This window comes from Candidatus Synchoanobacter obligatus (assembly GCF_024259865.1).
Lineage (GTDB): Bacteria > Pseudomonadota > Gammaproteobacteria > Comchoanobacterales > Comchoanobacteraceae > Synchoanobacter > Synchoanobacter obligatus.
Genome location: NZ_JAKUDN010000001.1, coordinates 282,763 through 299,598, shown reverse-complemented (window position 1 = coordinate 299,598; position 16,836 = coordinate 282,763). Strand labels below are relative to the sequence as shown.

General features: G+C 41.1%; 18 protein-coding genes. 11 read left to right on the top strand and 7 right to left on the bottom strand.

Annotated features, from left to right (window positions below; translation table 11 throughout):
- Positions 1–87 precede the first annotated feature (87 nt).
- The 6 genes from MKS91_RS01430 to MKS91_RS01405 all read left to right on the top strand — a co-directional run bounded on the left by MKS91_RS01430 (position 88) and on the right by MKS91_RS01405 (position 4,709).
- Positions 88–888: a GNAT family N-acetyltransferase gene (locus MKS91_RS01430; protein ID WP_336604803.1), complete on the top strand. Its 801-nt coding sequence runs from the start codon at positions 88–90 to the stop codon at positions 886–888.
- Complete coding sequence (locus MKS91_RS01425; RefSeq protein WP_258569063.1) at positions 881–1,492, top strand: thymidine kinase; 612 nt, start codon at positions 881–883, stop codon at positions 1,490–1,492. Before MKS91_RS01430 ends, MKS91_RS01425 begins: the two co-directional genes overlap by 8 nt.
- Positions 1,485–1,973, top strand: a complete 489-nt coding sequence (locus MKS91_RS01420) for a GyrI-like domain-containing protein (RefSeq protein ID WP_258569062.1) — start codon at positions 1,485–1,487, stop codon at positions 1,971–1,973. Before MKS91_RS01425 ends, MKS91_RS01420 begins: the two co-directional genes overlap by 8 nt.
- Before the next feature lie 55 nt (positions 1,974–2,028).
- Entirely contained in the window at positions 2,029–2,547 is a 519-nt protein-coding gene (locus MKS91_RS01415; RefSeq protein ID WP_258569061.1) for a hypothetical protein, read from the top strand.
- 369 nt (positions 2,548–2,916) lie between these two features.
- Entirely contained in the window at positions 2,917–3,471 is a 555-nt protein-coding gene (locus MKS91_RS01410) for a hypothetical protein (RefSeq protein ID WP_258569060.1), read from the top strand.
- A 113-nt stretch (positions 3,472–3,584) separates the two neighbouring features.
- Entirely contained in the window at positions 3,585–4,709 is a 1,125-nt protein-coding gene (locus tag MKS91_RS01405; protein WP_258569059.1) for an Mbeg1-like protein, read from the top strand.
- Here the strand turns inward: MKS91_RS01405 and MKS91_RS01400 are convergent.
- The 6 genes from MKS91_RS01400 to MKS91_RS01375 form a co-directional block, all read right to left on the bottom strand.
- Entirely contained in the window at positions 4,706–5,269 is a 564-nt protein-coding gene (locus MKS91_RS01400) for a hypothetical protein (protein WP_258569058.1), read from the bottom strand. The genes MKS91_RS01405 and MKS91_RS01400 overlap by 4 nt on opposite strands.
- Before the next feature lie 63 nt (positions 5,270–5,332).
- Entirely contained in the window at positions 5,333–7,240 is a 1,908-nt protein-coding gene (locus tag MKS91_RS01395; RefSeq protein ID WP_258569057.1) for a VTT domain-containing protein, read from the bottom strand.
- Complete coding sequence (lipA, locus tag MKS91_RS01390) at positions 7,227–8,165, bottom strand: lipoyl synthase (RefSeq protein WP_258569056.1); 939 nt, start codon at positions 8,163–8,165, stop codon at positions 7,227–7,229. Before lipA ends, MKS91_RS01395 begins: the two co-directional genes overlap by 14 nt.
- A 40-nt stretch (positions 8,166–8,205) precedes the next feature.
- The gene (gene lipB, locus MKS91_RS01385; protein ID WP_258569055.1) at positions 8,206–8,802 is read right to left on the bottom strand and encodes a lipoyl(octanoyl) transferase LipB; all 597 of its coding nucleotides are present in this window, start codon (positions 8,800–8,802) and stop codon (positions 8,206–8,208) included.
- Positions 8,777–9,616 carry an aminotransferase class IV gene (locus MKS91_RS01380; RefSeq protein ID WP_258569054.1) on the bottom strand — a complete coding sequence of 280 codons (840 nt, stop codon included), beginning with the start codon at positions 9,614–9,616 and terminating at the stop codon, positions 8,777–8,779. The genes lipB and MKS91_RS01380 overlap by 26 nt, the downstream gene beginning before the upstream one ends.
- Positions 9,604–10,833 carry a D-alanyl-D-alanine carboxypeptidase family protein gene (locus tag MKS91_RS01375; RefSeq protein ID WP_258569053.1) on the bottom strand — a complete coding sequence of 410 codons (1,230 nt, stop codon included), beginning with the start codon at positions 10,831–10,833 and terminating at the stop codon, positions 9,604–9,606. The genes MKS91_RS01380 and MKS91_RS01375 overlap by 13 nt, the downstream gene beginning before the upstream one ends.
- 125 nt (positions 10,834–10,958) lie before the next feature.
- Here MKS91_RS01375 and rlmB point away from each other — a divergent pair, with 125 nt between their 5' ends.
- The 5 genes from rlmB (at position 10,959) to MKS91_RS01350 (ending at position 14,390) form a co-directional block, all read left to right on the top strand.
- On the top strand, positions 10,959–11,657 hold the full coding sequence (gene rlmB, locus MKS91_RS01370) for a 23S rRNA (guanosine(2251)-2'-O)-methyltransferase RlmB (protein WP_258569052.1): 699 nt from the start codon (positions 10,959–10,961) through the stop codon (positions 11,655–11,657).
- Between the two features lie 106 nt (positions 11,658–11,763).
- The gene (gene rpsF / locus MKS91_RS01365; protein WP_258569051.1) at positions 11,764–12,315 is read left to right on the top strand and encodes a 30S ribosomal protein S6; all 552 of its coding nucleotides are present in this window, start codon (positions 11,764–11,766) and stop codon (positions 12,313–12,315) included.
- A gap of 16 nt (positions 12,316–12,331) precedes the next feature.
- Entirely contained in the window at positions 12,332–12,781 is a 450-nt protein-coding gene (gene rplI / locus MKS91_RS01360) for a 50S ribosomal protein L9 (RefSeq protein WP_258569050.1), read from the top strand.
- Positions 12,778–14,142 (top strand): replicative DNA helicase, encoded by a 1,365-nt coding sequence (gene dnaB, locus MKS91_RS01355; RefSeq protein ID WP_258569049.1) that lies wholly within the window; start codon positions 12,778–12,780, stop codon positions 14,140–14,142. The genes rplI and dnaB overlap by 4 nt, the downstream gene beginning before the upstream one ends.
- Positions 14,139–14,390 (top strand): FAD assembly factor SdhE, encoded by a 252-nt coding sequence (locus MKS91_RS01350; protein WP_258569048.1) that lies wholly within the window; start codon positions 14,139–14,141, stop codon positions 14,388–14,390. The genes dnaB and MKS91_RS01350 overlap by 4 nt, the downstream gene beginning before the upstream one ends.
- On the opposite strand, the gene MKS91_RS01345 is transcribed toward MKS91_RS01350, so the two are convergent.
- On the bottom strand, positions 14,347–16,809 hold the full coding sequence (locus MKS91_RS01345; protein ID WP_258569047.1) for a hypothetical protein: 2,463 nt from the start codon (positions 16,807–16,809) through the stop codon (positions 14,347–14,349). The two genes, MKS91_RS01350 and MKS91_RS01345, sit on opposite strands and share 44 nt — an antisense overlap.
- Positions 16,810–16,836 lie beyond the last annotated feature (27 nt).

Here is a 16,836-nt window from a genome sequence, read left to right as displayed (position 1 = left end):
TATCCACTTTCCATCTTGATGTGGCTTGCGAGAACAATACGGCCGTGCTATGCTGGTGCTATCAATAAAAGGGTATTACTTGTGTTAATGATCAAACGTACTGAAAAAACAGAAGCAATAATCACGTTACTGCAATATTATTATCGTTATATTTCAGAAAGTGTAGGGATTACGGATGAAAAAGAAGGGTGGTTGATGGCGCACTCATTGTTAGATACACCGATATTTAATGTGATTTGCGGTCATACAGAGCCAACAAATGTATTAAATTCTGCGGCATTATTAGAGTTGGCACGTAATCAGAGAAAGCCATTTATATGGCTGTTGCTGGATAACCATATTCATTCACAGCAATATTTAATTAACGAAGGGTTAGAAGAGCGTGGACAGCTTCAAGCGGGGGTGTTTCATCTGTCATCCAATGCGCCTAATTTCACATCCCACCCGGCTGTCGAATTGGTTGAGGTCTCAAATGATGAGCAATTTTATGAGTGGTGTCATGTCTTCTCGGTGAGTCAAGGCATGCCGGTTGAAGATGTTGAAGCGTATTTTAAGCTGAATGAATCAGCGGCAGGTAATGTTAACATGTATTTGGCGCAAATTTATCAAAAGTCTGTTGGTTGCTGTGGCATGTTTGTGAAAGACAACCAATCATTATTACTTTGGGATACAGTTTTACCGATGTACCGGCGTCAAGGTGTTGGAAGTATGATGGTGTTACAGCGAATGAATATTGCTAAAGACGCTGGTTGCGAAGAGGTCTATGGTTTTGGGCTTCATAGCTCTGAGAAACTGCTCAGGTCCTTAGGGTTTAAGATGTTTGGTGTCTTTAATATGATGCGGTATGACTGTTTCGAGGAAGAAGCAGAGGCGGATTCAAATGGCTAAGCTGTACTTTTACTATTCAGCGATGAATGCTGGGAAGTCAACAGTTTTGCTACAGTCGGCACACAATTACCGTGAACGGGGGATGCGGGTTGCTATATTAACCTCTGCTTTAGATGATCGAGATAAAACAGGTTTTGTTAGTTCTCGTATTGGGCTGAAAAGTGAAGCAGACTTATATGATCAATCAACGGGACTGTTTGCTTATGCAAAGCATAAGATTCAGGATGAAAAAATCAGCTGTATTTTGGTTGATGAAGCTCAGTTTCTAACCTTTGTGCAAGTTAAAGAAATATCTAGAGTGGTGGACCAGTTTAAGATTCCAGTACTGGCTTATGGGCTTCGAACAGACTTTAAAGGCAATTTGTTTCCTGGAAGCCAATACCTTCTGGCCTGGGCTGAAGAGTTAATAGAGATTAAAACCATTTGCCGTTGTGGGCGTAAAGCGACCATGAATGCTAGGATGAACAGTTCTGGCTCAATGGTCATGACGGGGGAGCAAGTTGAAATTGGAGGCAATGAGCGCTATGAGTCCATGTGTCGGCGCTGTTTTATGGTAGAAGCCTCCCAAATTGAATCTATTCAGATGGAGCTCGTTGATGCATGATGACATTATAACCTTAAGTCCGATTACAGTTATAGGACCGGCAATTAGAACCAGTAATGAATTAGAGGCAACGGCTGGTGGACAGATCTCATCGTTGTATGAAAAGTTTATGGCAGACAATATGAGTGAAAAAATTGATGAGAAGTCAGACCATCGAATTATAGCGCTCTATACGGACTATGACAGTGATGAGGCTGGAGAATATACCTATGCGATTGGGCATCAAGTGATTGATCCAGAAGACATGCCTAGTGATTGTGAAATCTTCGATATTCCTGGAGGACGTTACCTGCGTTATCCCTCACAAAGAGGCCCGATTAATCAGGTTCTTCCTTTGGTGTGGCAAGAGATTTGGGCAAAAACCCAAGCAGGTGAGCTGGGCGTGACAAGGGCTTTTCAAACAGACTTTGAGTTTCATAACTATGAAGATCCATTATCGGCAGAGGTTCAGGTTGATATCTATTTGAGCATAAAAGATTAAACTTGATTTATTGTTTTTTTATGTTATAGTTTTATAAATTAAAAAGGAGAAAATTATGAGCAAATACAGATTAAAAAGGTTGTTAACTAACATTAAGAATGCTTTTGTCCCTGATCAGCATCGACGTTTAAAGAATTTTTTGATCGGTATTACCGCCATCTCTTGTGCCTTAGGTATGGTCATACCAACGTATGCAAGTTTGATGATTATGTCAGCATTTTACAATATTGCATTATTTGCGATTTTTAAGTTTGCTCATGCTTATCAAAACGAGGAAGATTTTTCTGAAACGTTTACGTTTGGGCTTTTGGCATTATCGATACCAGCCCTGAAGCTTGCTTTAGAGTTGACATCACCAGCCTTCCTTCCTATGTTGATGATGGCAAGTGCATGGGTGTCTTTAAAAATATCCTTGGCTCTTGTAGACAATAATGTGGTTGAACCAGTTAAAGCTTGTTTTAATGGTATTATTGATGGAAGCTTGGACAAATCTAGAGCTGAAAATTCACTTAGATCTATTGCTTGCGCCTCTAATCTTGTAAAGATCGATGATATATTCACATGGGGCATGTAACCCATTCGTGACTCTTTTAAAAAATACCACAGTTCGCTGTGGTATTTTTTTTTGTCATTGACGTTTTGTGATTATTGGTTTATGACAAAGTAAGCTTAACAACATGACGGCAGTTGCTTTAGGTAGAGGCCAATGACTCAATATTTAGCAAGATTATCAAAAAACTTGTTAAAAATTATCTCCATACCAAGAAGTTTTTGTATATGGTGAGTGGGGTATTAAAAGAGCTTTTCAAGCTGACGTTGCGCTTCATAAGGATCGAGGTCTTTTTTTACTGATGTTAAGGTTTGGATGTGATTGATTATGATGTATTAATCTTGATTTGTTCTTATTTGTAGGTTATGCTGCATTTAGAACATAAAGGAGAAAATGATGATTACAGTCAATGCTTTCAGAGCTAGATTCAGCCGTATGCTTGCTAATAGCAAGGGTAGAGTCAACTATCTTTTGGGGACTGAGCATGGTGATATAAAAGATGTTTTAATGAGGATTACCGTGGCTACCGCTGCTTTAGGTTTAGTCATGCCAACGTTTGCAGGCTTGATTATTAAGGCATCCATTTACCAGGTTATATTATTAGCGATTTTTAAATATGCTGATGTTTACCATCATGGGGGAGATTTTTCTGAGTCAGGTGTATTTGGTGTTTTAGCAATCTCATTAGCAGTTTTAAAGTCTGTGGTAGAGGCAGTTGCGCCTGCCTTTCTACCTGTATTGATGGTAACAAGTGCGTGGGTGTCCTTGAAAGTCACTTTGGCTCTTATCGATCATGGTATGGTAGAAAAAGTAAATAATCTTTATAGTGATAAAGAGATTAATGATGGAAATATTGGCATTCCCGCGAGACTTCAATTGGCTTTTCGTCAGGTTGTTTCTCCTGCTCGTGATGTCGAGTGTTCTGATATACTCACTTTTCGAATCTAACCCATTCGTGTCGCTTTTAAAAAATACCACAGTATTTATTGTGGTATTTTTTTTTGTCATTGACGTTTTGTTATTATCTATTTATGATAAAGTAAGCTAAATAAATCATATAGATGAAAGACTGGTTTTATTATTTGTTCCCAAAACAACACAACATGGCAGAAGCGGCTAGGCTGGCTTATTTTGCGTATTTTAGGTATGGGTCTAATGATCCGATATTTAGCAAGATTTTCAAAGAGGTTATCACAAAGGTTCTTCCGACCAAAACGTCTTTATATATGGTTTGTGTCGAAGAGAAGGCATATCCTTCATATAGGACAATAGCTGTGAGAGGAACCATAGGTGTGGATGATTGTCGTTATGATGGCATTCAGCATGCGTTTTCTCAAGAAGGTATTTCAGACTATCAAAAGGATGCTTATGAGACATTGTTGGCATATGTGATATCGAACCCCAAAGGTTCTATCGTGTTAACAGGGCATTCAATGGGAGGAAAAATCGTTGATATGTTATTGGCTCAAGCGTACGTTGCCTATCAAGGGGATGATGTAAAGGCTAGGCAAGTAGCGTTTCAGGTGATGGAAAGGGTTGTTGCTATATACTCATTTGATAGTCCAGGAGGCTATTCTTTGGTTTCTTCCTATTTTAATCGTGTTTTTTCTAGGTCTGCGAGCAAGCACCTAAAAAATTATTTGAGTATTCGTAAAAGAAAAGTATTTGATGTGGTGGGGCATCCCAATAGTGTCAATATGTGTCATCGACATATTGGTGCAGTGTTGTTTTTACCCAGTTATGGTAGCTTTGATGCCAGTAGTTTGGCGCACTTGTTAAAGCAAGATTATACCAGTGATTTGGTCGAGAAGCATAATATTCTTTCAATGGCTGAAGCAATTGCTGAGGGTAGGCCATTAATTCCTGTATCTTGTTGGGGAGGAAGGCCTGGGGATGCTGAGTCATCGCGTGGCAGGATGAGGGACTTTGCAGCATCTTATTTAGAGTATGCCGCATCACAGCAAACAGAAAAAGACAGCTTATTGGGTCGCGCTCGATTGTCAGCTCTTGGCTATGCGTGTAAACTGCTGCCTGACCGTATCGATCCTTCTATTGACGTGCCGTTGATGACTGCAGCAATGAAAGCTGATGAATCAATCACTCAGTTGAAGAATGGTTCAGGCTATATGTTGCTGCTAGAGAAACTTTGGCGCACGATGCTTTCAAAGGTTGCGCCCAAAGATTAATCAAGGGATATGATCGATCTTGCCATCTTCTCGGCTTTTCTGAGAGATCGTTTAACGGATTTGTTGACTCTAACCGACACTTCAACGCCAGTCAGTGTGCTATTGTCAGAATAGTATGATGCGGCCAGGACCACATCACTGGTGCCATCATTAAACAATAAACTGGTATGAGAATCTTGGATCCCATTGCTGTTTCTGGCAATATCTGATTTCAGGATTTCTGCACCAGGGTGCTCTTTGATAATGTAGTCTTGGATGCGGCGGATATGGGCACTGGCACTTTCTGATGTATCAACAGAGACATGAACACCAATATGTTCACGCCAATTGTTGAGGTTATGATCATCTAAAACGAAACCAATGGTGTGCTCCTTGTGTTCTAAAGAGTGCTGAACAATTTGATAGTCATGAGGCACATTGACATGCAAGTCATACCGTCCCATAGTGAGCGACTGAAAAAATTCAGGGGTAGATTCTAAGGGATAATCAACTGATTTAGAGGAAGCATTAGCGGCTAAAAGAGCTGTTATAAAGGCTAATACAATATTTCTTGGGTTCATCGTCAAATCCATCTTGCGAACGTACTTTCATCATACCTTATCTAAGGTTAAATACCAAATTATTTAATGGGTAAATACGGCAACTTTACCATCCCAACAGAATGATTCAATACTATTTTCAAGTGTTTCTGATTCGCGCTGTACAGTTTGATAGCCTTTGGGTAGGTTATTGCCAATATTGAACCTTCCAGTCTGGCATCGGAATAATTTACTGGTAAAGAATGACTCTGGATAGTCTTCTGCAGCAATGGTTCCGATGAATGTTGTCATGGCACCTTCAAGTTGCCATAGCTGAATAATATAGGAGGTATTTTGAGTAATTTTTACAAAAACCAAATCAGGACCGTGTAAGTTAAGCAGCGGTGGTAATAAGGGTAGGGTTTCTTGGTAGTCATTGAAGCGTAAAAAGCCCATCAACCGTCCGGATACTGTTTGTGTTTTTGGTAATTGTCTCCAATCATTACTGAGTAGGGTGTTTTCAATATCAGTTCGGGGCTTTGACCAAATGATGTTTAGCGGCGCATTGATATGTCCGGTTCTTGAGTATCGAACGGTTGGCAGGTTTTTAAGGTCACTGGATTGGTTGACTGTTAGTAATAGGGGGCTTTTGGGTAAAATGGGTGCCGACATATAAGGGTATAGGAACAGCAGTGGTATGATAGCCATAAAGGTGCTGGCGCTAAGCAGTTTAATATGACGAGAGCTAATCATGGGGATTAGYTGATTTTTCCATACTGAGATCAAATGCCATATTGCCCAGGTAACCAAGTAACTGATTAAAATGTCTATGGCCCAGTGGGCTTGTAAAATAATCCGTGATAAACCGACTAGGAGTAATAAGATCACGCTAAAGCGGCGTAGGGTAATGGCGATGGCATAGGATTTGTATTCAATCACAGTGGAGGCGAGAAGTAGCATAATCCCTGGTATGATAACATGGCCGCTAGGGAAGCTGGTGTTGTCTAGTAATGTTGATGGTCTCTCAAAGTGTAGGTTATATTTCAGTGCGGTAATAATAGTATAGCAGCCCGCTAAAATGAGGATCCAGTGTCGTAGCAACTTGGAGTGGCGGTGGTAATACAGTACCGAGCAAAATGATGCGTTGATAATGAGCAAAGAGGTGCCGGGGTCTGTTAGAGCAGAAATCTTTTGAGATAATAAAATGTGTTGGGTGGATGAATAAGTCTCGCTTAAATGATAAAAGGCTTTGTTGAGTGATAAGATATAATCTTTTTGGAGTAAGTAGTCATGAAATAATATCCCAATGACCATCAGGAGCACCATAGATTTGAGGAGATGTGTTAGGTTGACTGCCGTTAATTGCTGGGGTAATAGACGTTTGATGTATGGATGGATGATGCTGACTATGATCGCAGTGGCTTGCCACAGCGCAATATAGAAAGCAACCATTAACGTCTTGTAGACCATGGCAGTGAACATGGACTCTCCCATATCAATGGAAAGGGCGCCCATCAGTGCGCCAGGGGTAAGATACACAAAGGACCAGAGGATAATGGTGGGAATGATTGAGAGTGTGAAGGCGGTTAGGTTCATGGTTGTTATCCCCGCAATTAAAGGGATCATGCTACGCATTGGGCCAAAAAAACGTCCAATGATGATACTCAATGGTCCGTGTTTTCGCATGAAGGCTTCACCATGAAGGATCCAATGGTTGTAAGGTTGAATCCAATGATGTTGCGCGATACTGTTTTTATAATAATAGCCAACGCCATAGCTAATGAAGTCTCCAATAAATGCACCAATAAAGATGCTAATCAGTGTGGCCTTTAGAGGGATGGCGCCGATGCCTAAGAGAAAACCGACAATGGTCATGACAATAGAACCAGGGACAATACTGCCAATAATGGCTAAGGACTCAATAAAAGCAATAAAGCCAGAGAGTAGAATCCCCCAATAAGGGTGTGACTGAAAAAAGCTCCCAATGGCGGGTAGGATATCATATAGTGTCATTCAATGTCTCTGCTTGTTTGTCGGCGTGGTAGGATGAGCGAACCAATGGCCCACTTGCAACACTACTGAATCCCATTTCATGAGCCATGGATCCCAGTTCTAGGAAGCCTTCTTCTGATAAATACCTGGATACAGGCATGTGATGTGGGCTTGGTGCAAGGTATTGGCCAATGGTAATCATAGAGACATGATGGTCTCGTAAGTCTTGGAATACTTCTATCAGCTCTTCATCAGTTTCTCCAAGCCCAACCATAATCCCAGACTTTGTGGGAATGGATGGGTGTTGGTCATGAAACTCTTTTAATAGTGTGAGTGAGTGCTGGTAGTCTGAACCCACACGAGCGGTTTTATATAATCGAGGTATGGTTTCAATATTGTGATTGAATACGTCTGGGGGAGATTGTTTGAGGATAGATAAAGCCAATTGATGACGTTTTTTGAAATCAGGTACCAGGACTTCGATTTTTATTTTGGGTATTGTTTGCCGAATAGCTTGAATGCATTGCACAAAGTGATTGGCCCCACCATCTCTTAAGTCGTCACGATCTACGGAGGTAATAACGATGTACTTTAAGCCCATGTTTTTAATCGTTTCAGCCAGTTTTCTGGGTTCTTCAGGATCCAGTGGGTTGGGTTTGCCATGGGCAACATCACAAAATGCGCAACGTCTGGTGCATTTGTCACCCATAATCATAAAAGTCGCAATTTTATGGCTATAGCATTCGATTAGATTCGGGCAGTTGGCTTCTTCACAGACGGTGACTAAGTTTTGTTGAGAAAAAAGTTTCTTAAGTTGACTGACTTCTTGAATTTGTTTTGCTGAGGGTCTGATTTTGGGCTTGTTATGCCGAGGTATCGGGGTCGTTGATTCAATGGTGATGTGCTGAAGCTTTTGATAGCCGCGCTGTTTCGTTGTGTCGTTCATGAATGTCCATTCTGTCACTAGCCACAGTATACCGTTATGTTCAAAGCATTTCTAGGAAGAGTTTTAACCAGACATTTGGGAATTGATGAAACGTTGGGGTATGAAGGCAGAGATTGGTTAACGTGAGGCTGGGGTTGCCACAAGGCACAATGGCTTGAAAGGCATCTAGATTGGTGTTGAGGTTAATGGCAATGCCATGATAGGACATACCTTGTTTGATTTTTAAACCAATGGATGCAATCTTTTGTTGGTTGATATAGACACCTCTGGCATCAGGGTCATGATAGGCTTTAATGTTAAATTGTGCTAAAGCTTTCGTGGTGCATATTTCTAAGCGCTTAACCAGTTCCAGCGGTGAGAGATGCCATTGGTCTAATTTTAACAGGGGATAGACAATCATTTGCCCAGGTCCGTGATAAGTAACTTGGCCGCCACGGTCGGTTGAGACAACGGGAATGGTATTGTGATGGAGAATATGCTCTGGCAGGGACCGTTTACCTTGGGTATAGACCGGAAAATGCTCTAAAACCCAGATAGCACAGGGCTTTTGTTGTTTAACATGCTCAAGCATTCTTGGATAGAGGGTTTGATAATTTACCCGTCCTAAGTGCTCAATATTGGGTTTGGTGCGTTGCATGGTCAATGTGCTTCATCAATAATTGAAATAGCTGTTCCCAGTATGGATGCCCATGTAGGTTTTGATAGAATTTCTCGATTGTTTTAATGGGTTTTAATAATTTAATGGATGATGATAAAAAGACTTCACTGGCTGATTGAAGATCCTCTAATGATAGGGGGCGAACACAGTGCTTTAATTGATTGTTCTTGGCGATATTTAAAATAGCATGACGGGTAAGCCCTGCAACAATGCCTTGGGTGGGTGGTGTGACAAGGGTTTGGTTGATGACAGCAAAGACATTGCTGGATGCAGCCTCGGTGATATAACCATTTTTAATAAATATGGCGTCATCATACCCACGAGCATGCGCTTCTTGTAGCGCTTGAGTGTTGAGTGCCAGTTGTATGCTTTTGAGATGCGAATGACTTGATCGTGTGTCGGCGACTGTGATGGCATTAAAGCCGATCTTATAGCGATCAAAGTCAATTTTTTCATGAAAGCTTTGGTGAATGATACAGGTGAAATGGTTTGTGCGGGATAGGTGGTTTCGAATAGGAATCGCTCCGGGAGTGATTTGTACGTAGAGATTATCGCAGTTATTGACCATACTAAGGTATTTGAAGATCCACTGTTTGATTAGAGACTTTGAAATAGTTATTTGACTTAACTGTTGGCAATTGGTTTGTAATCGTGCCAAATGGTCATCAATTTGAAAGGGTTGCTGATGGTAGACTGGAATGACTTCATAAGCGGACTCCCCAAATAGAAAACCTCTGTCAAATACTGATATCATTGGTGGAGACAGCACCCCATTGATGCTTACAGGAACCATCCTTGCCCCCATAGCTTGAGGGTGTCAATCATGTATTTTATTCCAGAGGTCTCTTGAATGTCATCATTGGGGTATACTGGGTACTCACCAACAGTATGACCTTCAATGCTTGCAGTAAGTGTCCCAATTGACACATCCTGTGATTGGGGGGCTGTTAGCGGTTCTTGGATATCTAAATCAATCTGCATACTGTTGTGGGTGCCTTTTGGAATGGTCGCCCAGCAGGTTTCTTTGTTTTTTATGTCTATGTTACTAATCACGCCACGGTATAGTTGGGTATTGGAGATGATGGTATCTTTTGGGTAGAGCAATGCGGTTTCGTAGAATCGAAAACCATAATTGAGTAGGGCGATTGTATCATTGTCACGACTCTTTTTTGAAGGCGAGTTTAAGGTGATGACAACCAGACGGGTATTGTTTTGTTGTGCCGTTGTTGCAAGGCAGTATCCCGCTTTATTGGTGTGACCTGTTTTGAGTCCATCAATCTCAGGATGGGTGGATAATAGGGTGTTACGGTTTTTTTGCGTGATACCATTGTGGGTTATGGACTGTTCGTGGAACCAATGAAAATATTCAGGGAAGTCATGAATAATATGAGAAGATAAGGTTGCTAGATCTTGGGCAGTCGAATAGTGTTGCTCATGATCAAGGCCTGTTGCTGTGATGAAATGGCTGCTGGATAAACCAATTTTTTCAGCATAGCGGTTCATGATCAATGCAAAGTTATCTTCAGATCCTGCAAAGTGTTCACTGATAGCAACACTGGCATCATTGCCAGAGGTGATAATCACACCTTTTAACAGGGTTTGTAGATTGATGGTGCTGTTTTCATTTAAAAATAGCCTTGAGCCCTCAGTCTTCCAGGCATTTGTGCTAATGTGGATGTCATCACTGAGGTGAAGGTGGCCTTGTTTTAGGGCGTGAAAGACAACATAGCTGGTCATCAGTTTTGTGAGGCTTGCAGGAGCCATTCTTTTTTGCGCATTCTTTTCAGACAAAATGGAACCCGTTTTTGCATCGATGATAATATAGGCTTCAGCATTGACAGTCGGTGGTGGCGGCAGTAGTAAGTTCTTTTGTGCAAAACCAGATAGCGGTGTGGCTGAAATGATTGGAGATGATAATACGGCAAGCACGATCATCCATACTGTAAACATACTTAATGAAGTTTGGTTGTTTGGGCGAATACATGCCAAGGTGCCATTGTGTTTATTCATCGTGAAGCCTCATAATCATCCATGAGATTAATATGAATGAAAACGTTAATAATGTAAACTGATTTTTAAAGACTATTGATAAAAATGAAAACCTTGGGTAGGATAGAGTTATTTCGAGGTTAGCTATGACAATTGTTTATGGGGATCATGCAGTTAAGGCATTGTTGTCTTCCCCGCATCATGAAACTGCAACATTATATGTGGAATCTGCAAAGCATAAAATATACCAAGCTTTGGTTCAAAAAGCCAAGCAACAAAAGGTTGCAGTGACTGTTTTAAAACAGCTTCCTGCGCAGTTTAAGGCTTATCGCCATCAAGGGATTGCGGCAACATTTCAGTTTCAATATGCATCACTGGCCACTATTGATGTGAGCCAACAAGCAAGAGTGTTGGTGCTGGATCGGATACAAGATCCTCATAATTTCGGTGCATGTATGCGCTCAGCCGCAGCATTTGGTATTGATGTTGTGATCATCCCGCAACGCGGCCAGGCACCGCTGAGTGAAACTGTGCATCAGGTGTCTTGTGGTGGGTCATTGGTTGTGCCTTTGGTACAGGTTAGTAACTTAAGCCAAGCGGTGAGTGAATTAAAAGACAGAGGGGTTTGGTTTATTGCAACGTCTGAACGTGCAGATGCTGGACTGAAAGACATACCGTTAGACCGAAGTTTGGGGATTGTCATGGGTTCTGAGGGCGAAGGTGTTCGGCAGAAGCTTCTTGAAGCCTGTGATTATCAGGTAAAAATCGCAACGACTGAACGATTGTCGACCTTGAATGTTTCAGTGGCTACTGGTGTTTTACTGCATAGCATCTTTCAAGGATAAAAACATAAAGTTTATTGATTAGAGTCTTGAAAAGATTGTTTTTTTGGTGTATAAATAGCCAGTCCTTGCGCATATGCGCTGATGTAAACCAGAAGGAGCCTATGATATGGTAGAAAAGAAAATATATGAGATGGTCCTCGTGATCAACCCTGCTCAAAGTGAGCAAGCAGATGAAACACTCCAGCGTTATTCAGATTTGGTTGAAGAGCATGCCGGTGAAGTCATCCGTATGGAAAACTGGGGGCGTAAAAAGTTGGCTTATGTCATCAATCGTCAAATTAAAGGTCATTATTTGTACATTAACTTCGCGGCAACTCATGAGTTGATTGAAGTGATTGAGCAGACGTACTTGAAGCACAATGATGCTGTTTTAAGACACTGGATTGCTAAGATGCCAGTGAAGATCGAAGAAAAGTCACCTTTGTACTCTGATGGTGAAGATTCTTCTGAGCACCAATTTACTGAGTCTCACCCTGAGTTTTATAGCTTTAAAAACGTTAGGTTTTTGAAGGGTTGTATTATGGAAACCAAGCGGATCTTACCAAGACGTACAACAGGTTTGAATGCAAGACAACAGCGTCAAATCACGCGCAGCATTAAAGTGGCACGTATCTTGGCATTGATACCGTATTGCGACAGACATCCTGACTCACTGTAATTTTTAGGAGAGAAAAGTGAAGATTATTTTAGTAGAATCCGTTAATCATTTGGGTAGAAGTGGTGAAGTCGTGGCTGTGAAAGCAGGCTATGCACGTAACTATCTTATTCCAAACAATCTTGCGATGCTGGCTGATGCCAATAACATGGCTGTTTTAGAGTCGCGTAAAGCAGAGATTGACGCTCGTGAAAAAGAAAATAAAGATGCAGCAGTGAAATTGCAGGCAGTCATTGAAGCATTGTCTTTGTCTATCAAGGTGGAGACCAATGAAGAGAACCAACTGTTTGGTAGCTTGGGCGTAAATGATGTTGCAAAGCTGTTGGCAGCAGAAGGTGTGACTGTGAATAAGCGCGATGTTATCTTACCACAAGGTCAGATTCTAGCATTGGGTGAGCATCCAGTTGAAATTATTTGTCACGTTGATGTTGTGGCTAAAATTACTTTGAATGTCACGAAGCAAGGATGAATGATATTTCCCCAAAGTCGCCTCCGCACTCGATAGAGGCGGAGCGATCTTTGCTGGGGTCTATGCTCATTGATGCAGAGTCTCTTGAGCATGTGATGGATGTGATCCAGCCTGATAGCTTTTATCACAAAGCCCATTCTATTGTTTATCAGGCGATACTAGATCTTGCAAAAGCCAACAAGCCCTATGATGTTTTGATGGTTAAAGCTCAGCTTGAGCAGTCTCAGCAGCTAGAGAAAATAGGCTCGACAACGTACTTGTTTGATTTGGCCAATCAGACCACTTCAGCAGTTCATATTAAATCTTATGCACAATTGGTTCGGGACCGGTATTTATTGAGGCAGCTGATCCAGTTTGCACAGAAAACCACAGAGTCCGCTTATAATATAGGCAATAAACCAGTCGTTGATTTATTGGATGAATCTGAGCGGGAATTGTTTAGACTCGGCCAGATGCAAGATAAAAATGATGACCCGGTGAAAATTGATGAAATTATCCCTAAGGTTGCAGAGAAGTTAGATGCGCTTTCAGCAATGTCGGGGACAATTTCAGGAACACCAACCGGTTATAAAGATTTGGATCAAATGACTGCGGGTCTACAAAAAGCTGATTTGGTGATTGTGGCAGGAAGGCCATCAATGGGTAAAACGGCTTTTGCAATGAATATTGCAGAAAATATCTCTATGAATAGCAAGAAAGCAGTGGTTGTGTTCAGTCTAGAAATGCCAGCAGATGCTTTGGTGATGAGGCTTTTGGCATCACTAGCTCGGGTTGACCAAGGTAAGCTCAGAACAGGAGATATCTGTGACGAGGGTTGGACCAAGTTAACATCCGCTATGGGTATGTTGTCTGAGTCATCATTGTTTATAGATGATACGCCTGGGATTACGCCCAGTCAGATGCGTGCTAAAATACGTCGTATTGTGCGCTCACATGGTGATGTTGGTTTGATTGTGGTGGATTATTTGCAGTTAATGCGCATACCAGAGCTGCGGGATAATCGAACACTAGAGATCTCTGAGATCTCACGTATGCTAAAAACCATTGCAAAAGAGTTTGAAACACCCGTGATTGCTTTATCTCAGTTAAATAGAAGCCTTGAGCAACGGCAGGACAAACGGCCTATCATGTCTGATTTAAGAGAGTCAGGTGCGATTGAGCAAGATGCTGACCTTATTGCATTTATTTATCGGGATGAGGTGTATAATGAGGCATCAGATGCTAAAGGCTTGGCAGAGATTATCATCGGTAAGCAAAGAAATGGTCCGATTGGGAAAGTGGTCTTAACGTTCTTAGGTCGTTATACACGTTTTGAAAACCATGCACGAGATGAAGAGTTGTTATCATTGGTAGATGGATGAGCCAATCTGAAGTAGAGTGGCGTTGCCGACGAAGTATTTTAGAGCTAGATATTTTAATATCTCGGTTTTTTAAGTCACAGTACGATCTGTTGTCAGTATTAGAAAAAAAACAATTTTTCCAGCTGTTGTTATTAGAGGATCCAGCGCTTATGGCGTTAATGATGGATAATACTCAGGATGATCCTTTATTGAATAAAATAAGGCTTACCATGGGCTTTGAGGGAAGTGATAAAAAATCTGGTCACTGAGTAGATCAATTTGTTTCTGAGATGAGAGTTGTAGATCAAGTGCCCAATCAAATTGATTATCCTGATAATGATATTGGTTTTCATTCTTTTCAAACATTCCAATAAACCGGAGAAGGCTCCAAGTATCATGTTTGATTAAAGTGATTTTTTTACCGGACTCCAAGTAAACATCAATGCCTGTGTGGTATCGTGAATCCCAGTGTAAGACAACACTGTTTTGTGGATTGAGCTCTTGGACATGATCGCTACTATGGAGTGATATTTTTTGGATAGGATGGGATAGAGTATTGATGTTTGCAGCCCAGGAGGCATGCATATGATCTGGTTTTATATCAATGGCAGATTGAATCAGCTGGGTATAAATCATGCTCATTAATACGGGGTTTGGAATATTGAAATCTATAGGAAGAGGTTTGGTTATCATGCTGCCATCATCAAGTTGGACATAGCTTTGGAGATGGTTTTGGTAGAATGTGTCAAGAATTTGGTTTTTACCAAATAATGCAAACATATCTTTTGAGGAAATGCTTTTGCTGCTCTCTGGGTTGAATGGATAGTATATGGAAGCATTTTTGATATGGGGTAGGATATCGTGATTCCAGGTATCTTTTAAATGCGTTGTTGCTTTTTTAGCGATCCTGTCTAGTGTGGGTTTAAATAAGCCTTCCAACCAGCGAGCTTGATGTTCAGACAGTCCTTGCTGCATATCCAATAGCTGTCGGAGTGAATGATCCTCAAGCAGATAGATGGTTTGAAGAAACTGATGCGCTTCTTCGTTGGTTTCAACATGACTTAGGGCTGTATAAAAGTTAAGTAGGTGCTGTAAGATGTGTTGTCCCAATTCTGACTGGAGCATATGGATAATAGAGGCGGTATTCTTTGCTCTTGTTAGTAAGCGCTGTTGTTTGGTGTGGCGTAGTTGTAACATGGTTTTTTGCAAACTTACTTTGCCAGCTTCCCCTAATTGCTGGGGATGCGCTTTGAAGTATGAGAGTTGTCGTATCACTTGCTGATAGTCCGTATAGTTTAAAGGCAACAGTGTTTCTTCAATGTTGAGAAGTTGGTTTTCATGGTCATAATAGGTTTTGATATTGTGTAGCTGAGCGGCGCATTGATCATGAGGGATATGATCAAAGTAGTAACAAATATCATGAATATAGGGTGTCTCAACGGTCTTTGCTGCAATGGATAAGGTTAATGTTTTTTCTGACTGCGTGTGATTTMTCACCCACTTTGAGACTAAAAACTGTTTATACTGCTCATCTAAAGTGTGCTGGGTTAATATATCAACAACCCAGGTATGAAACCCTGAACTGACTTTTGGATGGGGGGTTAAAAGCCGCTCAAATAACAGTTGTTCATCGGTAGAAAAATGTTCTAAATACCGATTCTTTAAGACAGTTAAATATTCTTTTTGGATATGATGATATCGTTTTACCCCATTGATTTTATTCAGGTGCTGTACCAGCTGCGGCGTCTCATCATGACGTAAGGTATTTTGAATATTTTTTGAAACAGTGATATTAAAAACTGTCAGTATAAAGCCTAATGTGATCAAGGTGAGTAATAAGCGAGAGAATAGGTATTGGTACCTACTTAAGCCCAGTAAGTAAGATCGTTTTGGAGGGCTGCTAATTAAAATGCTAATGGCGCTTAAAGGGATATTGTGTTGCAGTAATCCGGAGGCACTCGACAAAAGGTGAGGTTTTAATGAGGAAATAATGCTGGGTAGTAAAAAAATGGTGGATTGGTTTTTTTGACTGATGGGAGGGCAAAGACACAGTTCGTTTCGTTGGCTGAAAATAGATTGTACCATCTGGTGAATTTGCACGGTAATGCGATGGAATATATGGGTTAATTTTAGATAGGGAGGCGCGATGATGGTCGGTGGTAGGATTCCATATGCTTTGATAGCATGACAAGCTTGTGTGATATCCTCTGTCGTCACTGTGAGCATGACCTGTTTTGAGGTTTGCATAATTCGAGTATAAAATTGCCATTCTGTGCTCAAAAGATGGGGTAATTCAGACAGCTGGTTGGGGGATGCTGCGAGCATAAATGTCTGAAACTTTAGTTGCGTTTTGCTGAGCTGTTGCCATAGAGCCATGATGGCGGATATATCATTATTTGGGTGAGATAAGCAAAGGTAACTTTCTCCATTGGGCTCTGAAAACAAGTTGATTTCACATTCTTTATATTGTAGAGAGAGCTTTAATGTGGTTTTTGATGAAAAAAGTGTATTGCATGAATGGCCCGACACATTAAGTAATAAATGTTTGTCAGTGTGCTGTTGCTTTATGGCCGCATGGATTTTTCGTGCCAGTGGGTGTCGTTTGGCGAAAGCATGATCAATTAAGATCATGAAGATTAATAGCAATATGGTGCAGGATGATATGGTTGCAACGACCGGTGCAGGCATGAAATGGCTAATAAAAAATGATGCAAT

What these genes read in the sequence shown, in the direction of transcription:
- MKS91_RS01350 (WP_258569048.1), top strand. Translation starts at nt 14,139, where the DNA reads ATGAGCCAATCTGAAGTAGAGTGGCGTTGCCGACGAAGTATTTTAGAG.
- MKS91_RS01380 (WP_258569054.1), bottom strand. Translation starts at nt 9,616, where the DNA reads ATGGTTCCTGTAAGCATCAATGGGGTGCTGTCTCCACCAATGATATCA.
- MKS91_RS01375 (WP_258569053.1), bottom strand. Translation starts at nt 10,833, where the DNA reads ATGAATAAACACAATGGCACCTTGGCATGTATTCGCCCAAACAACCAA.
- MKS91_RS01400 (WP_258569058.1), bottom strand. Translation starts at nt 5,269, where the DNA reads ATGAACCCAAGAAATATTGTATTAGCCTTTATAACAGCTCTTTTAGCC.
- MKS91_RS01410 (WP_258569060.1), top strand. Translation starts at nt 2,917, where the DNA reads ATGATGATTACAGTCAATGCTTTCAGAGCTAGATTCAGCCGTATGCTT.
- lipB (WP_258569055.1), bottom strand. Translation starts at nt 8,802, where the DNA reads ATGCAACGCACCAAACCCAATATTGAGCACTTAGGACGGGTAAATTAT.
- rpsF (WP_258569051.1), top strand. Translation starts at nt 11,764, where the DNA reads ATGGTAGAAAAGAAAATATATGAGATGGTCCTCGTGATCAACCCTGCT.
- MKS91_RS01430 (WP_336604803.1), top strand. Translation starts at nt 88, where the DNA reads ATGATCAAACGTACTGAAAAAACAGAAGCAATAATCACGTTACTGCAA.
- MKS91_RS01420 (WP_258569062.1), top strand. Translation starts at nt 1,485, where the DNA reads ATGCATGATGACATTATAACCTTAAGTCCGATTACAGTTATAGGACCG.
- lipA (WP_258569056.1), bottom strand. Translation starts at nt 8,165, where the DNA reads ATGAACGACACAACGAAACAGCGCGGCTATCAAAAGCTTCAGCACATC.
- dnaB (WP_258569049.1), top strand. Translation starts at nt 12,778, where the DNA reads ATGAATGATATTTCCCCAAAGTCGCCTCCGCACTCGATAGAGGCGGAG.
- MKS91_RS01425 (WP_258569063.1), top strand. Translation starts at nt 881, where the DNA reads ATGGCTAAGCTGTACTTTTACTATTCAGCGATGAATGCTGGGAAGTCA.
- MKS91_RS01415 (WP_258569061.1), top strand. Translation starts at nt 2,029, where the DNA reads ATGAGCAAATACAGATTAAAAAGGTTGTTAACTAACATTAAGAATGCT.
- MKS91_RS01405 (WP_258569059.1), top strand. Translation starts at nt 3,585, where the DNA reads ATGAAAGACTGGTTTTATTATTTGTTCCCAAAACAACACAACATGGCA.
- rlmB (WP_258569052.1), top strand. Translation starts at nt 10,959, where the DNA reads ATGACAATTGTTTATGGGGATCATGCAGTTAAGGCATTGTTGTCTTCC.